Below are 17,110 nucleotides of genomic sequence, written 5' to 3'. Positions count from 1 at the left end.
GCACCGGGCCAAATATGGGAGCGCTCCCACACACTGTACCGGCAGACCCGCACGCCCCCCACGTCCCGCCTCCCGAAGGTGAGAACCCCGTGCCCGTCCTCGTCCGCAGACACCTGTCCACCGCGCCCTGGCGGCGCCGGCTCGCCGCGGTGGCCTCGGCCGCCGTGCTCGGCGCCGCGCTCCTGGCCGGCGGTGCCACGGCCGCCGCCACCGACTCCGCGGCCTCCTCCCCCGTCGACGTGACCGTGAACGCCGACGAAGGGTCCGGCACCATCCCCGGCACCGCGTACGGGCTCAACAGCGCGGTGTGGGACGACCAGATGAACGTCCCCCAGGTGCAGGATCTGCTCCAGGCCGCGAACGTCGGGATGCTGCGCTATCCCGGCGGCTCCTACGGCGACATGTACCACTGGCAGGACAACTCCGCGCCGGGCGGATACGTGGCGCCGGGCACGGACTTCGACGCGTTCATGGGCACCGTGAAGAAGATCGGCGCGCAGCCGATGCTGATCGCGAACTACGGCTCGGGCACCCCGCAGGAGGCGGCGGACTGGGTGAAGTACGCCAACGTCACCAAGGGGTACGGCGACAAGTACTGGGAGGTCGGCAACGAGGTCTACGGCAACGGGCACTACGGCTCCGGCTGGGAGACCGACGACCACGCCGACACCTCGCCGACGGCGTACGCGAACAGCGTGGCCCAGTACGCGTCGGCGATGAAGGCGGTGGACCCGTCGGTGAAGGTCGGCGCGGTGCTGACGCTGCCGGGCAACTGGCCGGACGGCGTGATGGCCGCCGGGGAGAGCGCGGACTGGAACCACACGGTGATCCCGCTCATCGCCGGCCACGCCGACTTCGTGATCGTGCACTGGTACCCGGGCGGTTCCGACGCCGCCACGATGCTCGGCGAACCGACCCAGCTCACCGGTGAACTGGCCCAGCTGAAGGACCAGTTGGCCCAGGCCGGGGCGGGCGCACTGCCGATCGCGCTGACCGAGGTGAACTCCGACGTCGACGAGGACACCCAGCCGGACGCCCTGTTCGGCGCCGACACCTATCTGACCGCCCTGGAGAGCGGGGTGTTCACGGTGGACTGGTGGGACACCCACAACGGCCCGCAGGCGATCAGCACCGCGCCCGACGGCGCGACGGACTTCGACGACTACGGCATCCTGTCCAGCGGCACCTGCGTCGGGGACGTGTGCGAGCCCGCGCTCAACACGCCGTTCCCGACCTACTACGCGATCAAGATGCTCAGCGAACTCGGGCGACCCGGCGACCAGTTGGTGGGCGCGGGCACCACGAGCCCGCTGGTGTCCGCGCACGCCGTGCACCGCGCGGACGGCTCGCTGAGCGTACTGCTCATCAACAAGGACCCGTCGAACTCCCAGCACGTCGCCCTCCACTACGCCGGGTTCACCCCGGACCCGGCATCCGCGAGCGTCGCGCTCTACCGCGACGAGGCCGACTCCATCGACACCTCGACCACCGGCGACCCGAACTCCGCGACGCTGCCGCCGTATTCGGTCACCACGCTGACGCTGCGCGCCGCCGCCGGCAGCGCGTCGGCGCTGTCCGCGCCGGGCGCCCCGAAGGTGACGGCGGCCGGCTCCACCACGGCCACCGTCTCCTGGACCCCCTCGGCGGGCGGGACCGCCGACCGGTACGAGGTCTACCGCTCCGACGGCACCACCAGCGAGCTCCTGGCCACCTCCACCGGCACCTCCGCCACCGTGGCCAACCTGACGCCCGGCACCACCTCCACCTGGAACGTGCTCGCCCGGGACGCCGCCGGGCGGCTCTCGCGGCCCTCGGACCCGGTGACGGTGCGCACCGGGACCCCGGCGGACTCGACCTGCCGGGTGTCGTACCGGCTCACCGGCGGCTGGGGCAACGGCTTCAACGCGGACGTCAACGTCACGAACACCGGACCCGTACCGATCACCGGTTGGACGCTGGCGTTCACCTTCCCGAGTGGCGCGGACGAGTCGGTCACCGGGTTCTGGAACGCCGAGCTGAGCCAGTCCGGGCGTACGGTGGTGGCCACACCGGTCGACTGGAACGGCACGCTCGCCGCGAACGGCGGCAACTCGGCGGACTTCGGGTTCACCGGGGCGAACAGCGGCGCGTATCCGCCGCCGACCGTCTTCACCTTGAACGGCACGGTCTGCACGACCACCTGAGCCACCGTCATGTGGTGCCGTGCGGCATCCGGCCCGCGCGGCCGAGCGTCTGGGATGATCACGCCATGCTCCAGGTATGCCTGAACGGCGCCAGAGACCGATCCGAGTGCGAGTGGCTGCCGGTGACGCCCCAGCAGCTCGGCGACGCGGCCGCGGAGGCCGTCTCCCTCGGCGCCCGCTCGATCCATGTCCATCCCAAGGACGAGAAGGGGGCGGACACGATGGCGGCGGTGAGTGTGGACGCCGCGGTCGCGGCGGTGCGGGCGTCGGCACCCGGCGTTCCGATCGGCGTCACCACCGGGGAGTGGACCGAGCCGGACCCCGAGCGGCGGGCCGCGCTGGTGCGGTCCTGGTCGGTGCTGCCGGATCACGCGTCGGTGAACTGGCACGAGGAGGGGGCGGAGGTCGTCGCTGACGCGTTGCTGTCGGTGGGGATCGGGGTGGAGGCGGGGGTGTACTCCGGGACGGATGCGGCGGTCAGGTTGCGGGGGTGGCCGGGGGTGGGGCGGGTGGTGCGGGTTCTGGGGGAGGTGGTCGAGCGTGATCCGGAGCGGGCGGTGGGGGTGGCGGAGGCGTTGCTGCGGGAGTTGGCGGGGTTGGATGGGCTGGATCGGGTGGGGAGGGGGGTGCTGCTGCTGCACGGGGAGGAGGGTGGGGCGTGGCCGGTGTTGAGGGTGGCGGCGGGGAGGGGGCTTGATGTGCGGATCGGGGTGGAGGACACGTTGGTGTTGCCGGATGGGAGGGTGGCGGGGGGTAATGGGGCACTGGTGCGGGCTGCGCTTGAGGAGGTGGCGGGGGCGGGGGCTGGGCGGTGAGGTTCGCCGACGGTGGGTGGTGAGGTTCGCCGGGGCTCCGGTGGCGGGGTTCGAGACTGCATATTTACGGCGCCTGCGGGGTGCTTCGTTGCCTGATTCTTCTTCCTCGCGCCACAAATATACGAACGTCTCGAACCCCGCCCCCTGCGCCCCGGCTTCCGTCCTCCCGCGGCTTCGGGTGGGGGGTGGCCGGGGTAGGAGTGGCCTGGGTGGGGGGTGGCCGGGTGGGGGTCGGTGGCCGGGGTGGGGGGTGTTCGGGGAGCGGCTTGGGGGTGGGGTGGTCTGGGCGGTGGGCGGGTTGGGGGTGGGGTGGTCTGGGGGGGTGGGCGGCTTGGGGGGTGGTTTGTGCGGAGGGTGGCCTGGGGTCAGGTGGTCCTGGGGGGCGTGCGGGTGGTGGTCCAGGTGAGGAGTTGGGGGGCGGTCCAGGTGGTGAGGATGCGGGGTGGGGGGATGGCGGCGGATTCGGCGCGGGCGCAGCCGTTGATCTGCCAGTCGAGTTGGCCGGGGGCGTGGGCGTCGCTGTCGATGGAGAAGAGGGTGCCGAGGTCGCGGGCGAGGGTGAGGAGGTGGGGGGGCGGGTCGAGGCGGTGGGGGCTGCTGTTGATCTCGACGGCGGTGCCGTACTGGGCGCAGGCGGCGAAGACGGCTTCGGCGTCGAAGGTGGACTCGGGGCGTTGTTTGGCCTCGCCGATCAGCCGGTTGGTGCAGTGGCCGAGGACGTCGACGAGGGGGTTGGTCACGGCGGCGATCAGGCGGCGGGTGAAGAGGGGTGCGGGCATGCGGAGTTCGGAGTGGGCGGAGGCGACGACCAGGTCGAGGCGGTCGAGGAGGTCGTCGCGCTGGTCGAGGCCGCCGTCGGAGAGGATGTCGCACTCGATGCCGGTCAGCAGCCGGAAGGGCGCGAGGCGTTCGTTGATCTCGGCGACGACGTCGAGTTGCCGGAGCAGCCGTTCGGCGGTGAGGCCGCGGGCGACCTTGAGGCGGGGGCTGTGGTCGGTGAGCACCATCCAGGAGTGGCCGAGGTCGCGGGCGGTGCGGGCCATCGCCTCGATCGGGCTGCCGCCGTCGGACCAGTCGGAGTGCACGTGGCAGTCGCCGCGCAGCGCGGCGCGCAGTGACCGGCCGGCGCCGTCGGCGGGGGGCGCGGCCTGGTCGCGTTCGAGGTCGGCGAGGTAGGCGGGGGTGCGGCCGGCGCATGCCTCGGTGATGACCGTGGCGGTGGTCTTGCCGATGCCCTTGAGGTCGGTGAGCCGGCCGGTACGGGCGCGCTGGTGGACCTCGGCGGGCGGGAGTGCGGCGATGACGTCGGCGGCGTTGCGGAACGCCCGGACCCGGTAGGCGGGTGCGAGGGCGCGTTCCAGCAGGAAGGCGATCCGGTCGAGTGCCTCGATGGGCTCCATGGTGGCGCTGTTCCCGTCCGGCGCCGCGGCTAACGGCCGAGCGGGTGGGCGTCACCCGCTCGGCCGCGGCGCCCGTACCTCTGCCGGGCGCGGGCCCGCATCGGCCGGGCGGAACGCGACGAGGTGCGGGTCACGCCTTCGGTACGTGCAGGGCGTCCCAACTCTCTTTGCCGGGAGGCCACTTGAGGGCGGCGCCGGTCCAGCCCTTGTGGTGGTCGGTGCTGTACTTGCGCTGCCATGCCTCGTAGGAGGCGATGTCGCCGGAGCCGATGACGTCCTTGTTCGCGGTGCTCTTGTAGTGGTCGCAGCCGACCGCGACCAGGCGGGCGTGCATCGCGGCCACGATCGGGGACTTGCGGCCGACGGTGAACCAGGCCGCGCCCGGGAACGCCTCGTAGCTCGGGGCGCCGCCCGACGTGCTCTTCGCGGCCCAGGTGGTGAGCGCGGCGGTGTCGGCGAAGTGGGCGACGTTGAGGTCCATGCCGTCGGTCGAGCTGTACTGGTGGATGGTCCAGGCGTGCTCCACCCGCGGGTGGCCGGCGGCCGCGCCGGGGTCGGCGATCCACAGGCCGTCCCCGCAGAAGGAGGTGGTGTCGCGGTGCAGCCAGAAGTCGAGGTTGCAGTAGAGCAGCACCCGGTGGGCGGCCGACGCCTTCTGCAGCGCCTTGATGAAGGCGTCCTTGTCCGCTCCCGACACGCCCGTGTCCTCCCAGTCCATGGCGAGGATGTCGCCGGCGTTCACCCCGGCGTGCTGGAGGAAGTAGGTGACCTGCGTGGCCATGCTGCCGGGCCGGGCGAAGTGGTAGTGGCCGACGGCCACGCCCGCGGCCCGGGCGTGGGCGACCTGCGCGGCGTGCTTGGGGTTGACGTAACTGGTGCCCTCGGTGGCCTTGACCATGACGAAGCCGAGGCCGGAGGTGCTGTAGGTGCTGGACTGGTAGGACGCAACGTCGATGCCCTTGACGGTCATGGGCGGCCTTTCACTCACGTGGTGCTGTGCGGTGGTTCGTCCGTGGGTTCGGGTACGGACACGGGTACGGGTCGGTGCGGGTACGGGTGGGTGCGAGCGGTTCGGTGCTCCGGCTCAGTGGACGCTCCCCACGTCGAACGTGCCGCCGCAGACCACGGGATCACCCGTGGCCAGGGTCATGGCGTCCTTCGACCCGGGCGGGTACGCCTTGAGCAGGGTCGGTCTGCGCCAGCAACTGTCACCGTCGACCCCCTGGTTGAGCGTGTGCAGGTCCGCCTCGACACTCGCGCCCGGCTTGAGGCCGACCGCGGCGCCCCGCGGCCCCTGCCGGCCGGCGGGCTTCCCTATCGTGCTGCCGTCGCCGCGGATCAGCGACACCCCCGGGAAGCCGTCGAGGACGCAGGTGCGTGAAGAGGTGTTCGTGAATCGCAGGGGATAGTACACCTGGCCCGCACCCGGGTCGCCGCGGCCGAGCCGCATGGTCAGGTCGGTGACGGTGCATCGGCTGCCGGCCGCCTCGGGCTGCGCGGCCGTGGACTGCGGCGCGGACGCCCCCGGTACGGCGGACCGCGGTACGACCGTCCCCGCCGTCGATCCGGGCGCCGCGCTGCCGCTCGGGGCCGCGGCGCCGGAACCGCCCGCCGGGCTCGCCGTCGGCGACGTCGACCGCGCGGACGTGTCCGACACCTTGCCGCTGTTGCCGCACCCGGCCGCGCCGAGCGCCAGCACCGCGACGGCCGCCGCGGCGAACGGGGCCGTACGCGCCAGGGGGTGCCGTCCGGCGGCCTTCCTTCGGCTCTGCGATGACGTGGTACGCATACCTACCCGGTTCTCGCCCCGCGCCCCTTCGAATCACCGCCGCCCCGAATTGTTGCCGTATCCGCACATCCTGTACGCCCCGTTCGAACCCCGCCCCCCGCCCGTGCGACGTCAGTTGTCGAACCAGACGGCCAGCCGCACGTTCCCGCCGCCGTGGACGGCCACGAGGGTGCGCATGACCGTCCACACCGGGGCCCATTCGCCGTCCGCCGGGACGGCCTCACGGCGGGTCATCCGGGCGACGCGGAAGCAGCGGCCGCCCGAGGCCCACTGTGCGCCCTCGGGCCGACCCGTCGTGTCCTGGAACGACTTGCCGGCGAGCTCCCAACCGCCCCCGGGCGCACGGACGTACTCGTGGACCCGACCGTCCACCCGCTCCGCGGCTTCGTCCCAGTCGACCGACGCCAGCTCCGGCCAGCCGATCCATGTCGGGCTGTGGTGGAGGTCGGGGAACGACTCGAACTCCTGCCGGACGTGGTCCGACACGTCGTGGGGCAGTCCGCGCCCGGCGGCCAACGGCCGGAACCCGGCGTAGTTCCGCACGCCGAACAGGCAGCCGAACGCGTCGTAGTCCCGCCCTCCGTACAGCATGTTCAGGTCGATCGCCGGGTACCAACTCGCGTCGTCCTCGTCGAGCGTGCCGTAGGTCGGCCTGCACTCGACGTACCCGTGGATATCGGCGCCCATGGGGCCGATCATTCTCCGGCCCGAGCCGCCGGGCCAAGCCGATTTCCTTGCCCGGCGGGGCTGTTCGACGGGAGCGCCGGTGACATCCACTCCGGCAGCGGCGTGGCCTCGGTTCAGGAGTGTGGCCGGGTGTCCGGCTTCGCGTCGTCCGCTGCCGGGCCGCCGAGGATGTCGGCGAGGGTGCGCCGGTAGCGCGCGAAGGCGGTCCTGCCGTCCTCGGTCAGGGAGTACCAGGTACTCGCGCGCTTGTCCACGAAGCCCTTGGTGACCCGGATGTATCCCGACGCCTCCAACTGCGCAGCGTGCTTGGACAGCAGCGAGTCGCTGATCTCCAACGACTCGCGCAGAAAGCGGAAGTCGGCCTCTTCCGCGGCTGCCAGCGTGGCCATGATGGACAGCCGCACCGGCGAGTGGATCAGTTCGTCGAGCATGTGCCGCGGGTGTCGTCCGACCTCGCTCACGCCTGGACGGCCAACCACGCACCGGCCACGCAGGGCACGGCGGGCACGATGCCGACCAGCGCGGCCGGCCAAGGGTGCGGCAACAGCGTGGCGAGCGCACCTGCCACGAAGACGAGCATGCCGAACACGACCGCCAGTCGGTGCTCCCGCCGCACCGACCGCCGACTGTCCGGCGAGCGGTGCCGGTTCCAGACCTCCGCCATCGACAGGACCACCATAGTCGGCGCCATCGTCAGCACCACCCCCGGCAGGCCGGACGACGCATCGTCGACCCCGCCCATCAGCGCGAAGTAGGCCAACGTCACCACTGCGACCAGCGCGAAGCCCATGGCCCGCCAGCGTCTGCCGTCCTCCACCTGGCGCCGCGCATCCTCGATCCGCGCCATCGCCGCTGGTACGTCCATCGGTTCGTCCGCCACCCCGACCACTTCCCCCGGTCCACTGTCCGATCCTGCAACTACTTTCCAATCTAGCGAGCACTTGACAAATCGGCAAGTGTTCGGGGTCAACGACCAACGGGTCTTAGGAGCAGAGGAGTTGAGGTCCGTCACGACGGCGGACGGCCGGGCCGGACGAGGGGGCTCGTCCGGGCCGGCCGGTTGTTGCTGGTGGGGCCGACTACAGGTCGAGTTGGTACTGGAGCGTCGTGTGGGTGGGCGTGTAGCCGAGGCTGTCGTTGACGCGTCGCATGGGGGTGTTGCTGTCGGCGGTGTCGGTCAGGAGGCCGCCGAGGTCGGGGTGTTCCGCGCGGGCCTGGCGGATCGACTCGGCCTTCATCCAGCGGCCGAGGCCGTGCCCGCGGTGCTCGGGCAGCACCGCGGTGCCGTAGTGCTGCCCGTCACCCGATCCGCCGCCGGGGACGACGAGTTCGGTGAAGCCGGCGATCGAGTCGTCGCGGGTGTCGAGGGCGACGACGGTGTGCAGGTGGTCGCCGCGATCCGCGACGGCCTTCGCCACGGCCCGCACCCGGTCCACGTCCCAGGTCATGGTGCCGTAGTCGGTGTCGTCCATGGGCATGTCGTCCATGGCCCGGCGTGAGGCGGCGAAGGTCGGGGCGAGGTGGTCGGGGACGGTGCCGTGCCACGACGCCAGCCGGTAGCCGGGGTGCGGGTGCGCGACGACCGCGGCGAGGGCGGCGTCGTCCACGTCGGCCAGCGGCAGGCGGGCGAAGCGCAGGGTCAGGACTTTGCGGAAGCCGCGGGCCGGCAGGAAGCGATCGCCGGGTGACCCGGCCTCGGCCTGCGCGATGACGCAGCGTCTGGTGTCGTCCCGGGCGGCGGCCACGGCGGTCTCCAGGAGCCCCGAACCGACGCCCGCGCGCCGCTCCACGGGGTGGACGCCGAGGGTCAGTTCGGCCAGGTGCTTCTGCCCGGGATCGGTGGACAGCCGCAGGAAGGCCGTGCCGACGGGGATGGAGTCGGCGTCGGACGCCAGCCAGGCGAGACGTCGGCTGTGCGACCCCTGCGCGGGGTCGGTCAGTGCGGTGATGTGAAACGACAAGGTGTCTCCGTCGTGAGTGTGAGGAGGTGGGAAAGGTCGGTACGCGGACTCACCTGCTGGTCACTCCTGCGCATGAGCTCCACACCTCCTGGTCACGACGGTGCCGGCCCGGAAGACCCCCCGGAACGACATGGACAGCCGGGCGAACCTAACCGCTCCCCCGGCCCCCGGCAAATGATTAACGGTCCGCTGCCCCCGGCGGTGCGCTCCCGAGGTGGTCCGCCTCGGGCGCGTACCGGTCACTTCCAGGGGCGGCGAGGTGCTTGCGTACGTTCTTCGGGTGCTCCCCCGTGGACGGTTCGTCGGGTGCTCCCCCCGTGGACGGGGGTGGGTGGGCCGCCGCGAAGGCGGTCCCGCCGTCCGGCCCGGCGTCCGTGATCCAGCGTCCCGTCCGGCCCGGTCGTGTCTTGAGCCTGCGGCGCACGCGACTTGGCGCACTCCGCACTGTTCGGGGCCGCCACCCACCGGCGATGATCGGATACGTGGCCGGTGGACGGGCGACCCTCCGTCACATCGGCCCGATCAGCCGGCACCACCCAGGGAACGTCATGCTCACCACCGTGCTGGACACCGCCCACCTCCCACCCTCCGACCGGGCGGCGGCCTGGGTGGAGACCACGGAACAGGCCCTCATGGCCACCCGTATCGACTTCCTCTCGCCCGACCGGATCAGAGCCCGAATCCGGACCATGGCCCTCGGGCCGGTGCAACTGTCGGTGATGTCGTACTCGCCGCTCAACTCCCGGCGCACACCGCGGCTCATCCGGCAGTGCGACCCCGAGCAGTACCAGCTCGCGCTGACCCTCACCGGACAGCAGAGCATCGAACAGGCCCGGGCGTACGCCGCGCTCGGCCCCGACGACCTGCTGCTGTACGACAGTTCACGGCCGTTCAGCGCCACCGCGGGTCCGGACCCGGCGGGGGCCAGGGCGTTGCTGCTGCAGTTCCCCCGGCGCCTTCTGCCGCTGCCGGAGCGGGCCGTCGCGCCGCTGTGCGGACAGGCGCTTCCGGGGCGAACGGGCGTCGGGCGGCTGCTGTGCCAGATGCTGACCGGGCTCACCGACGCGCACGCCGATCTCACGTATCCGGACAGCGCGCGGCTCGGCAGCACCGCGCTCGATCTCACGGCGGCTCTGCTGGCCCACCACGCGGACCGGCCGGCCCTGCTTCCGGCCGAGTCGCGGCAGCGCGAACTGTTCGAGCGGATCAGCGACTTCATCACCGCCCACCTGCACGATCCGGGGCTGACGCCGGGCACCCTCGCATCGGCGCACTTCATCTCCACGCGCTATCTGCACCGCATCTTCCAGTTGCACGGCAGCACCGTCGGCGACGTCATCCGTCAGCAGCGCCTCGCCCGCTGCCGCCGGGATCTGGCCGACCCCGCCCAACGCGCGGTCCCCATCGGCGCGATCGGGGCACGCTGGGGATACCCGAGGCCCTCCGACTTCACCCGCGCCTTCCGTTCCGCCACGGGCATGTCGCCCAGCGAGTACCGCGCCTTGTGCGCCCCGATGATCACGAGTTAGGGTCCCCGAGCACGTATGGGGAGATCGTCGCAGGTGGGGGATATGACGGACGAGAAGGACGCGCCCGCGAAGGGCGCGGGCGCGTGGGGGCAGGCCGTGACGGCCGTGGTACTGGTGGGGGTGCTCGCGGTGGGTCTGTGGACCGTTCAGAAGACGTCGTCGTCGCACGGCGAGAGCGCCTCGGCGCCGGCCACCTGCCCGGGCGGGCGGTCCGCGACGGCGTCGACGGGGGCCGCGGAGGAGGGCGCCAAGGACGGCGCCAAGGACGGCGCGAAGGGCAGCGCGAACGGTGGCGCGAAGAAGGCGGCGAAGGCGCCCCGACAAGCCTCCGGGCTGCAACTGTGCGAGGCGCTGAACCGTCCCGACCTCGCCGACCTCCTGGGCGCTCCGGGCGAGACGGCGAAGACCGCGAGCGGCAGCGACGGCGCCTTCACGTCTCCCGGCGGCCACGAGACCGCCACTCCCTCGGCCCGCGTGGAGTTCGGCACCTACACCGTGAACCTGGCGGCCAGTTACGACCGTATGCCGGTGACCGAGTACGCGTCCCTGCTCGGGGACGGCGACGACGCGCGGCGGCAGACGGTGCTGGGCCGCACCGCGGTCCTGTACGCGGACCGCACCCTCAGCATCAGCTTCCGGCTCGACGGGAGCGACTCCGACAGCCGCCCCGGCGTCCCGGCGCGTTCCCTCGCCGTGGCCCTGGACGCGAAGGACAGCGGCGGCTCGTTCGAGTTCACCCTGTGGCGCACGGACGGCGGGGCGGCGGACGACGCGGCGCTGCTGAGCGTCGCGCAGAAGGTGCTGCCCACCATCCCGGGGTGGACCGCCGAGGGCTGAAAGCCGCGGGCGCGTGCTCCGCACCCGGTCGTTGCCGACTCAGCGTCTGGAGGGCTGCCTCCAGGCGCTCTTCGTCTGCTGCGCCCGAGTCCGCTCCGTTGTGACGCACCTCTCATCCCGTTGCACCTCCGCACCCCCACCCCGAAGCGGAATCTCCATTCCTCATCCGCTACCCTCCTAGGATCGGAATGCGCATTCCGCTTACGGAACGGGAACCGAGGGAGCTCTATGGCCACGACGGAGCGGCGTACACATCATCAGGTCACATTCGCGGTGCTGGCGGCGGCCGTCGCCGCGTACGCGCTGCTCCAGTCGCTGGTGACACCGGTGCTGGGCGTCATCGCGGTGGACCTGCACACGAGTCAGAACACCGTCACCTGGGTGCTGACGGCGTATCTGCTCTCGGCGTCGATATTCACGCCGATCATGGGCCGCATCGGCGACATGATCGGCAAGGAGCGCGTGTTCGTGGCGACCCTGGTCGCCCTGTCCGTGGGATCGCTGCTGGCCGCGCTCGCCACCAACGTGACGGTGATGATCATCGCCCGGGTCATCCAGGGCATCGGCGGCGGCGTGCTCCCGCTGGCGTTCGGGATCATCCGCGACGAGTTCCCCAAGGAGAAGCTGAACGGCGCGGTCGGGGCGATCGCCTCGCTCAGCGCGGTCGGCGCGGGCCTGGGCATCGTGCTGGCCGGCCCGATCGTCAACGCCCTTGACTACCACTGGCTGTTCTGGCTGCCGATGATCCTCACCGTCGCCGCGGCGGTGGCGGCCCACTTCTTCGTGCCGGAGTCGCCGGTGCGCACGGAAGGCAGGATCAGCTGGCTGCCCGGCATCCTGCTGTCGGCGTGGCTGGTGGCCCTGCTGGTCGCGCTCAGCGAGGCACCGGACTGGGGCTGGGGCTCGGCCAAGGTGATCGGGCTGATCGTCGCCGCCGCCGTGCTCGCGGTCGCCTGGGTCATGGTGGAGCAGCGCTCGGCGTCCCCGCTGATCGACATGGGCATGATGCGGCGTACCGCGGTGTGGACCAACAACCTGGTCGCCCTGCTGATCGGCGTCGGGATGTACGCGGTCTTCGCGTTCCTGCCGGAGTTCGTCCAGACCCCGTCGAGCGCCGGCTACGGATTCGGCGCGAGCATCACCGCGTCGGGTCTGATGCTGCTCCCCTCGACCGTCACGATGTTCTTCGTCGGCATGTGGTCCGGCCGGCTCGCCCGGCTGATCGGCGGCAAGGCCGTCGTCGTGATCGGCTGCCTGGTCGGCGTCGCCTCGATGGCCATCCTCGCCTTCGCCCACCAGGACAAGTGGGAGATCTTCGTCGCCACCGGCGTCATGGGCATCGGCTTCGGCCTGGCCTTCGCGGCCATGTCCAGCCTGATCGTCAACGCGGTGCCGCCGGAGCAGACCGGCGTCGCCAGCGGCATGAACGCCAACATCCGCACCATCGGAGGCTCGATCGGTGCCGCCTTGATGGCCAGCATCGTCACCGCCGACACCGGTGCCGGCGGCCTGCCCAAGGAGGCCGGCTACACCCACGGGTTCGCCATGCTGGCCGGCGCCCTGGTCATCGCGACGCTCGCGGCGACCCTCATCCCCGCCGCGCGGCGCGGCGCGGGCGCGAACGACGAGCCGGAGCACGGCGAGTTGGCCATGGTGGCGGGCGGGACGGTCGTCGGCGACAAGTCGGAGTGACCGGACCTCATCGAGCGCGGGCCCGGCGGGCCCGGCGGGTCCGGATCGGGGCGGTCGTCGGCCGTCCCCGTCCGGGCCCGGCCCACAGCCCGGCGCCGTAGGCTTCGGCCCGGGCGCGTGGACCCGTGAAGGAAGTGGTGAGCATGGCGGTACGGGACGACACCGGCCGGCCGATGCGCCGGGACGCCGCGCGCAACCACCAGTTGATCGTCGAGGCCGCCCGCGAGGTCCTCTCCGAGTTCGGTACGGACGCGACCATGGAACTCATCGCGTCGCGTGCAGGAGTCGGCGTCGGCACGGTGTACCGCCGCTTCCCCAACAAGGAAGCGCTCGTGGACGAGTTGGTGCACCTCATCCTCGGCGAACTCGACGAGGCCGCCACGAAGGCGCTGGCCCGCGGCGACGGCAGCGGGCTGGAGCACTTCCTGCGCGTGCTCGGGCAGTCCTACAGCGACCACCGCGGCTACGCCCGCGAACTCGTCGGCCGCGCCGGCATCGAGCGCGGCGCCGACCGGCTGCGCCGGCTGATCGACGAACTCCGCCGGCAGGCGCAGGAACACGGGCACATCGGCCCCGACATCAGCCTCGGCGACGTCCTGGCGACCGCCTGGGCACTCCGGGGCATCATCGAGACGACCGGGGCGGTGGCTCCGCACGCCTGGAAGCGCCACCTGGACATTCACCTGGCCGGGCTGCGATCCGCCGGCCCGCCGAGCGACAGGCCCGCCGTCAGCACCGCCGATCTAGTGCGCATCAGCCGCAGTACGTCCTGACCTTCCCGCGGCCCCGCCCCGGAGAACCGTCACGGGAACAGCCGCGTGAACGGCCCTCCGGACGCTGGACGCCGGACGGTCAGCCGAGCCGCGCCAGGTGAGCGTCGAGGACCCGCACCGCCCAACCGGTGTCCTCCTCCGGGTCCTGCCGGACGAGGTGCAGCGCCAGACCGTCGACCAGTGCGTGCAGCCGCTCGGCCTCGACGGGGACGTCGGCGGCGGCCACCCGCACGGACCGCACCACCCGCTCGCACAGCGCGCGTTCGTCCCGGTGCACGCTCCGGAAGGTGTGGCGCAGTTCCGGGTCCGTCATCGCCGCGGTGCCGAACGCGAGGCAGACCTCCATCTCCAGCCGGCGCTGCGCGTCCAGCGGCAGGAGTTCCAGCAGCACCAGCCTGGCCCACCGCTCGCTGTCGGGGGAGAGCGCCGCGACACGGGCCATCAAACGCTCCGCGACCATCTCGTACGCGCCGATCCGCACGCTCGCCTGCGTCGGGAAGGTGTAGCGCAGCGAGCTGGGCGGCAGCCCGGCCTCCGCGGCGATCCTGCGCACCGACAGCGCCTGGATGCCGTCGCGCACCAGGACGCGCCAGGCCGCCTCGGAGACCAGGCGGTTGCGTTCTTCGGCGTCGAGCACGCGGGGCATGGCGCCATAGTCGCACAGTCGTACGGGAAATGTGCTATACCTGGTTTCAGTACAGTCGTACGAGAACGACTGCGCGAACGATGGGGAGGCACGACGTGACGTGGATCGTCCTGATCACGTCGGGGGTGATGGAGGCCGTCTGGGCCAGCGCACTCGGCGCGACGCAAGGGTTCCGGCGTCTTTGGCCGACCGTAGCGGTCGTGGCCGCGATGGCCCTCAGCATGGCCGGGCTGGCCTTCGCCATGAAGACGCTGCCCGTCGGCACCGCCTATTCCGTCTGGGTCGGCATCGGTGCTGTGCTGACCGCCCTGGTGGCCGCCGCCCGCGGCCAGGACCGGCTCACCTCCCTGCGGGCGGCACTGCTGGCCGGCCTGATCGGCTGCGTCGTCGGACTGAAGGCGGTGAGCTGAGTGCCCTGGCTCGTCCTGTTCTGCAGTTCGCTGCTGGAGGCCGTCTGGGCCACGGCGCTGGGCGCCAGCGACGGCTTCACCGAGGCCGTGCCGACCCTGGTCTTCTTCGCCACCCTGGCCATCAGCCTGACCGCCCTGTCCTACGTGGTGAAGCGCATCCCGATCAGCGTCACCTACGCGGTATGGAGCGGGTCCGGCGCCGCCTGCACCGTCCTCTGGTCCATGGCCACCGGCCACGAGACCGTCAGCGGTCTGAAGTTGCTCTTCCTCACCGGCATCATCGGCTGCATCGTGGGGCTCAAACTGGCCAAGCCGCACTCCGGTGACGCCGGCTCCGCGTAAGTCCCCTGCCCGCCGCGCCCCTTCGCCGCCAGGCGCATCGACCCGCGGCTGCGCCCCACGCTCAGCCGGCAGAGCGCGGGGGCGCCGGTCGTCACCGTCGTCGGCTTCTCGACGATCTTCACGGTGCTGCTGTCCGCCGTCACCGCGCTGGGCGTGTTCAACACGGTGCTGCTGACCACGCGGGAGCGGCGCCGGGACCTGGGCATGCTCAAGTCGATCGGGATGACACCGCGCCAGGTGGTGGTGATGACGGTGACGTCGGTGGCGGGGATCGGCCTGGTCGGCGGGCTGCTCGGCATCCCGCTGGGCATCCTCGCGCACCGGACGGTGCTCGACCACGTCTCCGTGATCGCCTTCCCCGCGTCGATGCGGGACGTGTGGCACGCGCCTCAGTTGGCCGGGCTGGCCCTGGCCGGGGTGGTGATCGCCGCGCTCGGCGCGCTCGTACCGGCCCGCCAGGCGGCTCGGCTGACGATCTCGCAGGTGCTGCACAGCGAATGACGGCCCGCGGTACGGCGGGCGCCGCTCCCACGGCGCCCGCCGTCCGGGTCGGCTCGGTCGTCACCCGGCGGCGCTCTCGTACGGCGCGGGGCGGGCGTTCCGCCGTGGACGGGTCAGCGGTCGGCGTCGTCGGGGTCGTCGGGGTCGTCCGCCCGGGTGGCCCCGCCGCCGCCCGCCCGATCGGTCCCGCTGTCCGCCCGGTCGGTCCCGCCGTCCGGGTCCGACCGCTCGGCCTCCTCCGCCCGCTCCTCCCCCGCCTGCTCCTCCCCCGCCTCCTGCCGCCTGCGCCTGAAGTGCCAGTAGACGAGGGCCGCGACCACGACCACCGCGACGACGATCGCGACGGCCGTGCCCGCGGTGTGCTCGACCCGCTTGTAGGCGTCGCCGGCGTAGTAGCCGAGCAGTGTGAAGCCGACGCCCCAGATGAGGCCGCCGGCGGCGTTGAAGGCGAGGAAGACCCGGTAGGGCATGCGGGAGATGCCCGCGAGCGCGGGCATCAGGGCGCGGAAGAAGGCGATGAAGCGGCCGAGGAAGACCGCGGCCGGCCCGCGCCGGCGGATCAACTCCTCGGCTCGGCCGATGCGTTCGCGGTGCCCGCGCAGCGCGCGGGTCTCCAGGATGCGCGGCCCCAACCGCTTGCCGACCTCGTAGCCCACGCTGTCGCCGGCCACCGCCGCGAGCACCACCACCACGCACAGCCAGAACACCGACACCCGGCCCTGGCTGGCGACGACCCCGCCGAGCACCGCCGCGGTCTCGCCGGGCAGCACGAAGCCGAAGAAGAGGGCGTCCTCGCAGAAGACGAGGGCGCCGACGATCGCGTAGACGGCCGTGCCCGAGGAGCGCGAGAGCCAGTCGGTGATGGAGTTCATACGGCCGCCGGCCGCCTCAGCGGACCGGCCGCGGCCGCTTGCGGCGCAGCAGCCGCCACAAGCCCCACGCCAGGTCGGCGACGAACACCACGATGCCGATCGCGAGCAGGAAGCCGAGGCCCCCGGCAGCCGCGCCGATCAGGCCGAGGACGATCGCCACGATGATCAGGAAGAGGAACAGGCTCATGGTCCGATGTCCTTTCGGGGCGGAGGGCGACCGGGCCGGCGGTCCCCGTTCCGGTCGCGACCGGAACGCCGCCGGATGCCGGCCGGGCCGGTGGCTCCCGTCGCCGGTACGGGGGCGCGGTCAGCGACGGGCGAGCAGCCGGGTGCCCTTCGCCCCCGGCTCGTACGGGAGCCCGTAGTGCTGGAAGATCGCCTCCTCGTCCTCGACCGGAAGGACGTCGTCCGTCCCGATCGAGGGGGCCGACTTCACCAGCGCCTTGGCGTAGGGGACCCGTACGTAGCCCGGGCCGATCACTGCCTCCGCGACGGGCACGAACACCAGCCGGTGCCGGGTGGGCAGTCCGACCCGGATCGTTGCCACCGCGGGCAGGTCGGTGGTGGTGTCCACGTAGACCGCCTCCAGGGCGCCGATCTTGTGGCTGTCCTCGTCGACCACGTCGTGGTCGCGCCACTCGCGCAGATCAGCGGACTCGATCATTCCCCAACC

Annotated in this window: 20 protein-coding genes; 9 read left to right on the top strand and 11 right to left on the bottom strand. The window is 72.2% G+C overall.

From position 1 onward, the window contains the following. Positions 1 to 89: 89 nt before the first annotated feature. Together OG370_RS40175 and OG370_RS40170 are read left to right on the top strand one after the other, a co-directional pair. Positions 90 to 2,183 (top strand): cellulose binding domain-containing protein, encoded by a 2,094-nt coding sequence (locus OG370_RS40175; RefSeq protein WP_328473288.1) that lies wholly within the window; start codon positions 90 to 92, stop codon positions 2,181 to 2,183. Positions 2,184 to 2,248: 65 nt separating this feature from the next. After that, entirely contained in the window at positions 2,249 to 2,998 is a 750-nt protein-coding gene (locus OG370_RS40170) for a 3-keto-5-aminohexanoate cleavage protein (RefSeq protein WP_328473286.1), read from the top strand. A gap of 365 nt (positions 2,999 to 3,363) precedes the next feature. On the opposite strand, the gene OG370_RS40165 is transcribed toward OG370_RS40170, so the two are convergent. From OG370_RS40165 to OG370_RS40135, 7 genes are all read right to left on the bottom strand, one after another. Beyond that, positions 3,364 to 4,398 carry a PHP domain-containing protein gene (locus OG370_RS40165; protein WP_328473284.1) on the bottom strand — a complete coding sequence of 345 codons (1,035 nt, stop codon included), beginning with the start codon at positions 4,396 to 4,398 and terminating at the stop codon, positions 3,364 to 3,366. A 130-nt stretch (positions 4,399 to 4,528) separates the two neighbouring features. Next, a complete protein-coding gene (locus OG370_RS40160; protein WP_328473282.1) occupies positions 4,529 to 5,368 on the bottom strand; it encodes a GH25 family lysozyme in 840 nt (279 codons plus the stop codon). A 114-nt stretch (positions 5,369 to 5,482) separates the two neighbouring features. Beyond that, positions 5,483 to 6,187 (bottom strand): DUF4232 domain-containing protein, encoded by a 705-nt coding sequence (locus tag OG370_RS40155; protein WP_328473280.1) that lies wholly within the window; start codon positions 6,185 to 6,187, stop codon positions 5,483 to 5,485. Between the two features lie 111 nt (positions 6,188 to 6,298). Then, entirely contained in the window at positions 6,299 to 6,874 is a 576-nt protein-coding gene (locus OG370_RS40150) for a hypothetical protein (protein WP_328473278.1), read from the bottom strand. A 113-nt stretch (positions 6,875 to 6,987) separates the two neighbouring features. Continuing rightward, positions 6,988 to 7,305, bottom strand: a complete 318-nt coding sequence (locus tag OG370_RS40145) for a winged helix-turn-helix domain-containing protein (RefSeq protein WP_328473276.1) — start codon at positions 7,303 to 7,305, stop codon at positions 6,988 to 6,990. A 26-nt stretch (positions 7,306 to 7,331) separates the two neighbouring features. Beyond that, positions 7,332 to 7,754 (bottom strand): hypothetical protein, encoded by a 423-nt coding sequence (locus OG370_RS40140; RefSeq protein ID WP_328473274.1) that lies wholly within the window; start codon positions 7,752 to 7,754, stop codon positions 7,332 to 7,334. A gap of 199 nt (positions 7,755 to 7,953) precedes the next feature. After that, the gene (locus OG370_RS40135) at positions 7,954 to 8,835 is read right to left on the bottom strand and encodes a GNAT family N-acetyltransferase (protein WP_328473272.1); all 882 of its coding nucleotides are present in this window, start codon (positions 8,833 to 8,835) and stop codon (positions 7,954 to 7,956) included. A 548-nt stretch (positions 8,836 to 9,383) separates the two neighbouring features. Between OG370_RS40135 and OG370_RS40130 the strand changes: the two genes are divergently transcribed. The 4 genes from OG370_RS40130 (at position 9,384) to OG370_RS40115 (ending at position 13,666) form a co-directional block, all read left to right on the top strand. Then, positions 9,384 to 10,364 carry a helix-turn-helix domain-containing protein gene (locus OG370_RS40130; RefSeq protein WP_328473270.1) on the top strand — a complete coding sequence of 327 codons (981 nt, stop codon included), beginning with the start codon at positions 9,384 to 9,386 and terminating at the stop codon, positions 10,362 to 10,364. Between the two features lie 42 nt (positions 10,365 to 10,406). Then, complete coding sequence (locus tag OG370_RS40125) at positions 10,407 to 11,201, top strand: DUF6215 domain-containing protein (protein WP_328473268.1); 795 nt, start codon at positions 10,407 to 10,409, stop codon at positions 11,199 to 11,201. 228 nt (positions 11,202 to 11,429) lie between these two features. Further along, positions 11,430 to 12,893, top strand: coding sequence for an MFS transporter (locus tag OG370_RS40120; protein ID WP_328473266.1), 1,464 nt, complete (start codon positions 11,430 to 11,432; stop codon positions 12,891 to 12,893). A gap of 143 nt (positions 12,894 to 13,036) precedes the next feature. Next, positions 13,037 to 13,666 carry a TetR/AcrR family transcriptional regulator gene (locus tag OG370_RS40115; protein WP_328473264.1) on the top strand — a complete coding sequence of 210 codons (630 nt, stop codon included), beginning with the start codon at positions 13,037 to 13,039 and terminating at the stop codon, positions 13,664 to 13,666. A gap of 79 nt (positions 13,667 to 13,745) precedes the next feature. On the opposite strand, the gene OG370_RS40110 is transcribed toward OG370_RS40115, so the two are convergent. Next, on the bottom strand, positions 13,746 to 14,312 hold the full coding sequence (locus tag OG370_RS40110; RefSeq protein WP_328473262.1) for a TetR/AcrR family transcriptional regulator: 567 nt from the start codon (positions 14,310 to 14,312) through the stop codon (positions 13,746 to 13,748). 95 nt (positions 14,313 to 14,407) lie between these two features. Between OG370_RS40110 and OG370_RS40105 the strand changes: the two genes are divergently transcribed. The 3 genes from OG370_RS40105 (at position 14,408) to OG370_RS40095 (ending at position 15,565) form a co-directional block, all read left to right on the top strand. Further along, positions 14,408 to 14,722 carry a DMT family transporter gene (locus OG370_RS40105; RefSeq protein WP_328473260.1) on the top strand — a complete coding sequence of 105 codons (315 nt, stop codon included), beginning with the start codon at positions 14,408 to 14,410 and terminating at the stop codon, positions 14,720 to 14,722. Further along, positions 14,723 to 15,064, top strand: a complete 342-nt coding sequence (locus OG370_RS40100) for a DMT family transporter (RefSeq protein WP_328473258.1) — start codon at positions 14,723 to 14,725, stop codon at positions 15,062 to 15,064. Between the two features lie 123 nt (positions 15,065 to 15,187). Continuing rightward, positions 15,188 to 15,565, top strand: coding sequence for an ABC transporter permease (locus tag OG370_RS40095; protein WP_328473256.1), 378 nt, complete (start codon positions 15,188 to 15,190; stop codon positions 15,563 to 15,565). A 113-nt stretch (positions 15,566 to 15,678) separates the two neighbouring features. Here OG370_RS40095 and OG370_RS40090 read toward each other — a convergent pair whose 3' ends face one another. The 3 genes from OG370_RS40090 to OG370_RS40080 all read right to left on the bottom strand — a co-directional run bounded on the left by OG370_RS40090 (position 15,679) and on the right by OG370_RS40080 (position 17,101). Beyond that, complete coding sequence (locus OG370_RS40090) at positions 15,679 to 16,437, bottom strand: DedA family protein (protein ID WP_328473254.1); 759 nt, start codon at positions 16,435 to 16,437, stop codon at positions 15,679 to 15,681. 16 nt (positions 16,438 to 16,453) lie between these two features. Next, entirely contained in the window at positions 16,454 to 16,624 is a 171-nt protein-coding gene (locus tag OG370_RS40085; RefSeq protein WP_328473253.1) for a hypothetical protein, read from the bottom strand. A gap of 120 nt (positions 16,625 to 16,744) precedes the next feature. Next, positions 16,745 to 17,101 carry a PRC-barrel domain-containing protein gene (locus tag OG370_RS40080; protein WP_328473251.1) on the bottom strand — a complete coding sequence of 119 codons (357 nt, stop codon included), beginning with the start codon at positions 17,099 to 17,101 and terminating at the stop codon, positions 16,745 to 16,747. Positions 17,102 to 17,110: the final 9 nt, after the last annotated feature.

The sequence above is a fragment of the Streptomyces sp. NBC_00448 genome (assembly GCF_036014115.1).
In the GTDB taxonomy this organism is placed as follows: Bacteria; Actinomycetota; Actinomycetes; order Streptomycetales; family Streptomycetaceae; genus Actinacidiphila.
This window is presented reverse-complemented; position numbering and strand designations above follow the sequence as displayed.